This is a genomic window from Vibrio sp. 10N.222.46.A1 (assembly GCF_041473595.1).
Lineage (GTDB): Bacteria > Pseudomonadota > Gammaproteobacteria > Enterobacterales > Vibrionaceae > Vibrio > Vibrio tasmaniensis_A.
In genome coordinates this window covers 1-6,040 of record NZ_JBFRSN010000073.1, presented here as the reverse complement: position 1 = coordinate 6,040, position 6,040 = coordinate 1, and the positions used below count along the sequence as shown (strand labels likewise).

Genomic DNA, 6,040 nt, shown 5'->3' with positions numbered 1-6,040 from the left:
GACGACTCATGTTGGGCAAAGGCGGCAATAAATTCTCGTTTGCCAATCAAGTTGAAAGCATGTTTAACCAAACCACTAGCTACCTGCCGATTCTCAATCAATCGTTTCAAAAACTGTTCCCTAAATTGGAACAAAGTGAATTCGATTACAATTGGTCTGGAGGCTCAGATCGTTCGGTCACCGGATTGCCATTTTTCGGTAATCTAAAAGGCCAAAGCAATATTTATTATGGGCTTGGTTATTCAGGCAATGGCGTTGCTCAAACCCGTATGGGCGGGAAGATCTTGTCAGCCATGGTACTCGATATCGATAATGCATGGACACGAAGCGGTTTAACCAAAGGCCCGTTGGGACACTTCCCGCCAGAGCCATTTCGCTGGGTAGGTGCGATGATGGTGCGTGATGCGGTGCGAAGAAAAGAGAACGCAGAAGATTCTGGTAACACGCCATTGTGGCTAGATAGACAGTTATCCAAACTCGCAGGTGCGGCGGGCAAAGCCGACAAGGTTGAATCATAGATTAATCTAGCGTTTAAATTAGAAGTTTACATTTAGGCTCTCAGTGACTTTTTGGTTCGTCATTGAGGGCTTTCAACGTTGAACTAACTTTTAAAGCTGAACAAATAGCAATCTTTAATGCTTATTATATCTGCAATATAACTGTCATTTAGCTACTATAAATTTGTCACTCAACTGCAATATTCTCAGTTTAAATTTGGTATATACCATATAGAGAGTGCTGTAGTATGAGCAACCAAACTTATTTGAATATTGAAAACGTTGTAAAGCAATTTGGCCAATTTACAGCGTTAAAAGACATATCCCTATCGATCGAAAAAGGTGAGTTCGTCTGTTTCCTTGGCCCGTCTGGCTGCGGTAAAACGACACTACTACGTGCGATTGCAGGGCTGGATTTACCGACCTCAGGCTCAATTGAGCAGAATGGAGCGGATACGACGTTCCTACCTCCTGAGAAGCGCGATTTTGGTATCGTATTCCAATCTTATGCTCTATTTCCCAACCTGACTGTGGAAGAGAACATCGCAATTGGTTTGAAGAATCAAGGGATGTCGACCAAAGAAGCCCTTGAGACGGTTGAGTCTTGGTTAGAGACCATCGGCTTACCAACGTCTGGTCAGAAATTCCCAAATCAGCTATCTGGTGGACAACAGCAGCGTGTTGCTCTGGCTCGTGCATTAGCGTTGTCTCCGGGCTTATTGCTACTCGATGAACCGCTTTCTGCGTTGGATGCGAAGGTAAGAACACACCTACGTGATGAGATCTGCCAACTGCAACGTAAGCTGGGTATCACTACTATTATGGTGACGCACGACCAAGATGAAGCGTTAACGATGGCAGACCGCATTGTGGTGATGAATCATGGTGTTATCGAGCAAGTGGGTGCTCCACAAGAAATCTACCAAAAACCCGTCAGTCGTTTTGTGGCTGAGTTTGTTGGCAGTATGAATTTCATTCAAGCTTCTGTTGCAGCTCAAGGCAAGATGCGCATTGCTGAGTCAATGCTGCCGTTACCTGGCTTAGATAATCTCACGCCAAATCTGGGTGATGTTTTCGATATTGCCGTTCGTCCAGAGCAAATCCAGTTTGTTGATCGTTTTAGTGAATCCTTGCCAGTGAGAATCGTATCAAGCGAATTCTTAGGGGCGTTTTATCGTGTTGAGTGTCAATTGCAACATGACTCAACGGCGAAAGAGATCATCGTTGATGTACCCGTCAAAGAGTTCAACCGATTGAAGCTGCGTCGCAGTGATATTCGTTACGTGGCGTTTGATCAAGAAGGCCTGAGAGCTTACCCATCGAAAAGCGTGCAAGTGATGAAAGACGAGGCGGCGTAAACAATCATGGAATCGACTCAAATGATGCAATCTAAGCTGCTAATTCAACGACGAGTACAACCTTTTCTGGCTCGGTTAAGCAAAGACAACGTAATTCTGTTTGGGCTGCTGGCCTTTTTGTCTGTGGTCATGACGTTGTTTATCCTGATGCCACTGTGGGCGATGTTGAAAAAGAGTGTTCAGAACGCAGATGGCGAATTTGTAGGCTTAGAGAATTTCGCTACGTATTTTGCGTCTCAAAGCTTATGGCAGTCGGTAGGCAATACGTTCACGCTTGGGTTGTTAGTGACCGTTGTCGTGGGAGTATTAGCGTTTGGGTATGCCTATGCTTTGACTCGTTCATGCATGCCTTTCAAGGGGCTTTTTCAGGTGTTGGGTTCAGCGCCGATTCTAGCTCCGTCGTTGCTTCCTGCGATCAGTTTGATCTTCTTATTTGGCAACCAAGGTATCGCCAAAGAAGTATTAGGGGGAAATTCGGTATACGGCTTGATTGGTATATCACTCGGCTTAATATTTTGGACTTTTCCACACGCCTTGATGATTCTGACTACCTCGTTAAGAACCTCTGATTCTCGTCTGTATGAGGCGGCACGTGCACTCAATACTTCATCGCTAAAAACCTTCTTCATGGTGACGTTACCTGCGGCAAAATACGGTTTGATCAGCACTCTGATCGTGGTGTTTACGCTGGTGGTTTGTGACTTTGGTGTGCCAAAGGTGATTGGTGGCAGTTATAACGTTCTATCGACTGACATCTTTAAACAAGTGGTAGGGCAACAGAATTTCTCTATGGGTGCAGTGACCAGTATTTTATTGCTATTGCCTGCGTTGCTTGCGTTTACTGTGGATCGCTGGGTTCAAAAGAAACAGAAGAGCTTGTTTGATACTCGATCCGTCGCGTACCAACCTGAACCAAACACTCTACGTGATGGCGTGTGTTTGCTCTATTGCACCATCATCTCTGCTGCTGTGGTTATCGTGCTAGGCATGGCGATATACGGTTCTATGGTCACGTTCTGGCCTTGGAACAAAGCACTCACCTTGAATAACTACAACTTCGCAGAAATGAGTACTTATGGTTGGACGCCGTTTTTCAACTCTCTAACGCTGGGTGCATGGACTGCTATTATCGGTACAGTGTTGATTTTCCTTGGTGCATATTGCATTGAGAAAGGCAGAGCATTTGGTCCTGTTCGTCAAGCAATGCAGATGCTCAGTGTGGTACCGATGGCTGTTCCGGGTATGGTGTTGGGCTTGGGGTATATCTTTTACTTCAATGATTTGAGTAACCCACTCAACTTCTTGTATGGCACGATGGCGTTCTTGGTGATTAACACCGTGGTTCACTACTACACAGTCGGCCACATGACAGCGTTAACCGCATTAAAACAGCTGCCTGAGGAAATAGAAGCGACGGCGGCGTCGGTTAACCTACCGCAATACAAGCTGTTCTTTAAAGTGACGGTTCCGGTTTGTTTGCCTGCGATTTTAGATATTGCGACATACCTGTTTATTAATGCACTTACCACGACATCTGCGGTAGTATTCTTGTATTCTACCGATACGATACCTGCGTCAGTTTCAGTACTGAATATGGATGATGCGGGACAAACGGGTGCAGCAGCAGCCATGGCGGTGATGATCATGATATCGGCAGCGAGCGCGAAGTTGATTCATATGTTAATCAACAAGTTATTCGAGAAGCGCACCCAGGCTTGGCGTAAACGCTAGCGAACTATTTTATATTGCAGTTGGCCAAGGAGTGGCTGACGACAAGAACAAGAATAAAAGGAAATGAAGTGCAGTACGTAAAAATCAAAGATGTCATCGTAGAGCAGATAGAGTCGGGGATGTTAACACCACGACAGAAGCTGCCTGCGGAGCGCAAACTGGCTGAATCGTTTGATACAACACGAGTTACGTTACGTGAAGCCTTGTCTTCACTTGAAGCGGAAGGACGAATTTATCGAGAAGACCGACGAGGTTGGTTTATCTCTCCAGCGCCACTGCGTTACGATCCAACACAAACACTGAACTTCACTAATATGGCTTTGTCGCAGAATCGTAAGCCGAAAACAGAATTAGTGGCAGCGAAAGGCATGTTAGCAACCAAGGAAGCAACTAAGCTTCTTGAGCTGCAACCTTTTTCGGATGTTTATCGAGTAGACAGAGTTCGTTATCTTGAAGACAGACCCGTTGTGTATGTGACCAACTACATTCGACCTGAGCTGTTCCCTAATTTGCTTGATTATGACTTGTCTAAATCGTTGACGGACATCTACCGTGAGCACTTTGGCGTGGTGTATCAGAAGATCCGTTACCGAGTGAGCACAACGTCTTTGCTTGGCGAAACCGCGCAAGCCCTGCGTGCGACTTCTGGTTCTCCGGCTATGGTGGTTGAGCGTGTTAATTACAATCAAGACGGTGATTTGATTGATTGCGATATTGAATATTGGCGTCATGACGCGATCAGCATTGAGTCGATCGCACAGCTAGAGCGCTAGTCATACGTTATAGCGTTGGCATACCTGCAATTATGCAGGATTGCCCAATTGAAACGCTCAAAGGTCTCTTATTCGGAGGCCTTTTTTATCACCTGTTGTCAGCCGTTGTGCTAATTCATCAATAATTTAGGAATGAAATGGAATTCTCTGCCATTGTCATCGTGATCATTTCGGCTCTGCTTCACGCGGGTTGGAACGTTCTAGGTAAATCTAATCAAGGCTCGGGCTCGTCATTCTTCTTAGCCTCTGACTTTGCCGCCGCAGCGATATTGACGCCTTACTTGATCTGGTATGTTCACAGTGTTGGACTGTCAAATATCTTACTTCCATTCTGGCAACTGGTTTTCTTGAGTGGGATCTGTCAAATCATCTATTTGATTGGGTTAGGCGCGGCCTATAAACAAGCTGATATCGGTGTGATTTACCCAATGGCACGGGCACTGCCTGTGTTGATGGTGGGTTTAGGCACGGTGTTGATAGGCTATGAATTGTCGGCGAATCAATGGATTGGGTTCACTTTAATAACATTAGGCTGCTTGTTTGTACCACTTAAGCAGTTTTCAGATCTTAGGTTAAAAGCGTATCTCAACCTTGGCGTACTGTGGGCGTTGATCGCGGCCATTGGTACCACGGGCTATTCCATCATTGATAAAGAGGCGCTTCTATTATTAGAGCCTCTAAGCACACAAATCGTTACTAACAAACACACTGCGATTTTCTACCTAGGCATTCAGTTTTGGGCGATTGTGATTCCGCTGAGTGTTTGGTTATTCGTAACCAACCAAAGAATCGAATTTCATAATGCTTGGTTATTGCGTAAAAGAGCAACACTTGCTGGCATCATGATGGCTTCGACTTATGGTTTGGTGTTATTTGCGATGACCATGACAGAGAACGTCAGCTTGGTTGTTGCACTTAGGCAAGTCAGTATCATCTTCGGCGTAGTGATGGGGATCTACTTTTTAAAGGAAAAGTGGCACGTTACACGTGGTGTAGGCGTCGTTTTTATCATTGCTGGCTTAGTTATCTCACTGACTTAAAAAGAAATTAAATCCTACCTCCAACCTATAATGTGACTTTTTAGTCGCATTTTTCTTATTGATAGCAAACGTTTTACTAATGTTAAAGATGTGATCCTTCTCATAGACAAGGCTGTAAAGTTACCGGTAACATCCACCTCAACGTTACCGGTAACATATAATTACAAACCGGACTCTGTGAAACTCATAAGGATACCCAAATGAAAGCTCTGACTAAAACGCTGATTGCTGCCTCCCTCACTGGTCTATTTGCTACTTCAGCAATGGCTGCAGACTTTAAACTTAAAATTCAATCTTCAGACCCTTCTGGTGACTTGAACTTCAAAGTTCAGCAGAAGTGGGCTGAGCGCGTAGAGACGATGTCTAACGGACGTATTGATATCGATCTTCTGCCTGTAGGCGCTGTGGTTAAGCACACAGAAACGCTAGGCGCGATCAAAATGGGCATCCTAGATGGTCACATCACAGCAACAGGTTACTTCTCTGGTAAAGATCCAGCATTTGGTCTTATCGGTAACATGGTTGGCGCATGGTCAGACACTACACAACTGCTTCAGTACATGAACTACGGTGGTGGTAATGAGCTAATGACCGAACTGTACAAGCCTTACGGAGTTCAGTTTGTTGGTGCTTCTACGACG

5 protein-coding genes and 1 pseudogene are annotated in these 6,040 nt (G+C 45.1%); all 6 read left to right on the top strand.

What is annotated here, in order from left to right; genetic code table 11:
* The coding region (locus AB4496_RS02775; protein WP_372130564.1) for an FAD-dependent oxidoreductase at positions 1-518 on the top strand (518 nt) is incomplete at its 5' end.
* A gap of 227 nt (positions 519-745) precedes the next feature.
* Positions 746-1,855, top strand: a complete 1,110-nt coding sequence (locus AB4496_RS02770) for a putative 2-aminoethylphosphonate ABC transporter ATP-binding protein (RefSeq protein WP_009845630.1) — start codon at positions 746-748, stop codon at positions 1,853-1,855.
* 21 nt (positions 1,856-1,876) lie between these two features.
* A complete protein-coding gene (locus AB4496_RS02765; protein WP_009845629.1) occupies positions 1,877-3,586 on the top strand; it encodes a putative 2-aminoethylphosphonate ABC transporter permease subunit in 1,710 nt (569 codons plus the stop codon).
* Between the two features lie 68 nt (positions 3,587-3,654).
* A complete protein-coding gene (gene phnR, locus AB4496_RS02760) occupies positions 3,655-4,359 on the top strand; it encodes a phosphonate utilization transcriptional regulator PhnR (RefSeq protein WP_009845628.1) in 705 nt (234 codons plus the stop codon).
* Between the two features lie 137 nt (positions 4,360-4,496).
* A complete protein-coding gene (locus AB4496_RS02755) occupies positions 4,497-5,399 on the top strand; it encodes an EamA family transporter (protein WP_102257516.1) in 903 nt (300 codons plus the stop codon).
* Between the two features lie 200 nt (positions 5,400-5,599).
* Positions 5,600-6,040, top strand: a pseudogene (locus tag AB4496_RS02750) (C4-dicarboxylate ABC transporter substrate-binding protein); the annotation flags it as partial.

Coding starts and splice junctions, on each gene's coding strand:
- AB4496_RS02765 (WP_009845629.1), top strand. CDS start 1,877: ATGATGCAATCTAAGCTGCTAATTCAACGACGAGTACAACCTTTTCTG.
- AB4496_RS02770 (WP_009845630.1), top strand. CDS start 746: ATGAGCAACCAAACTTATTTGAATATTGAAAACGTTGTAAAGCAATTT.
- AB4496_RS02755 (WP_102257516.1), top strand. CDS start 4,497: ATGGAATTCTCTGCCATTGTCATCGTGATCATTTCGGCTCTGCTTCAC.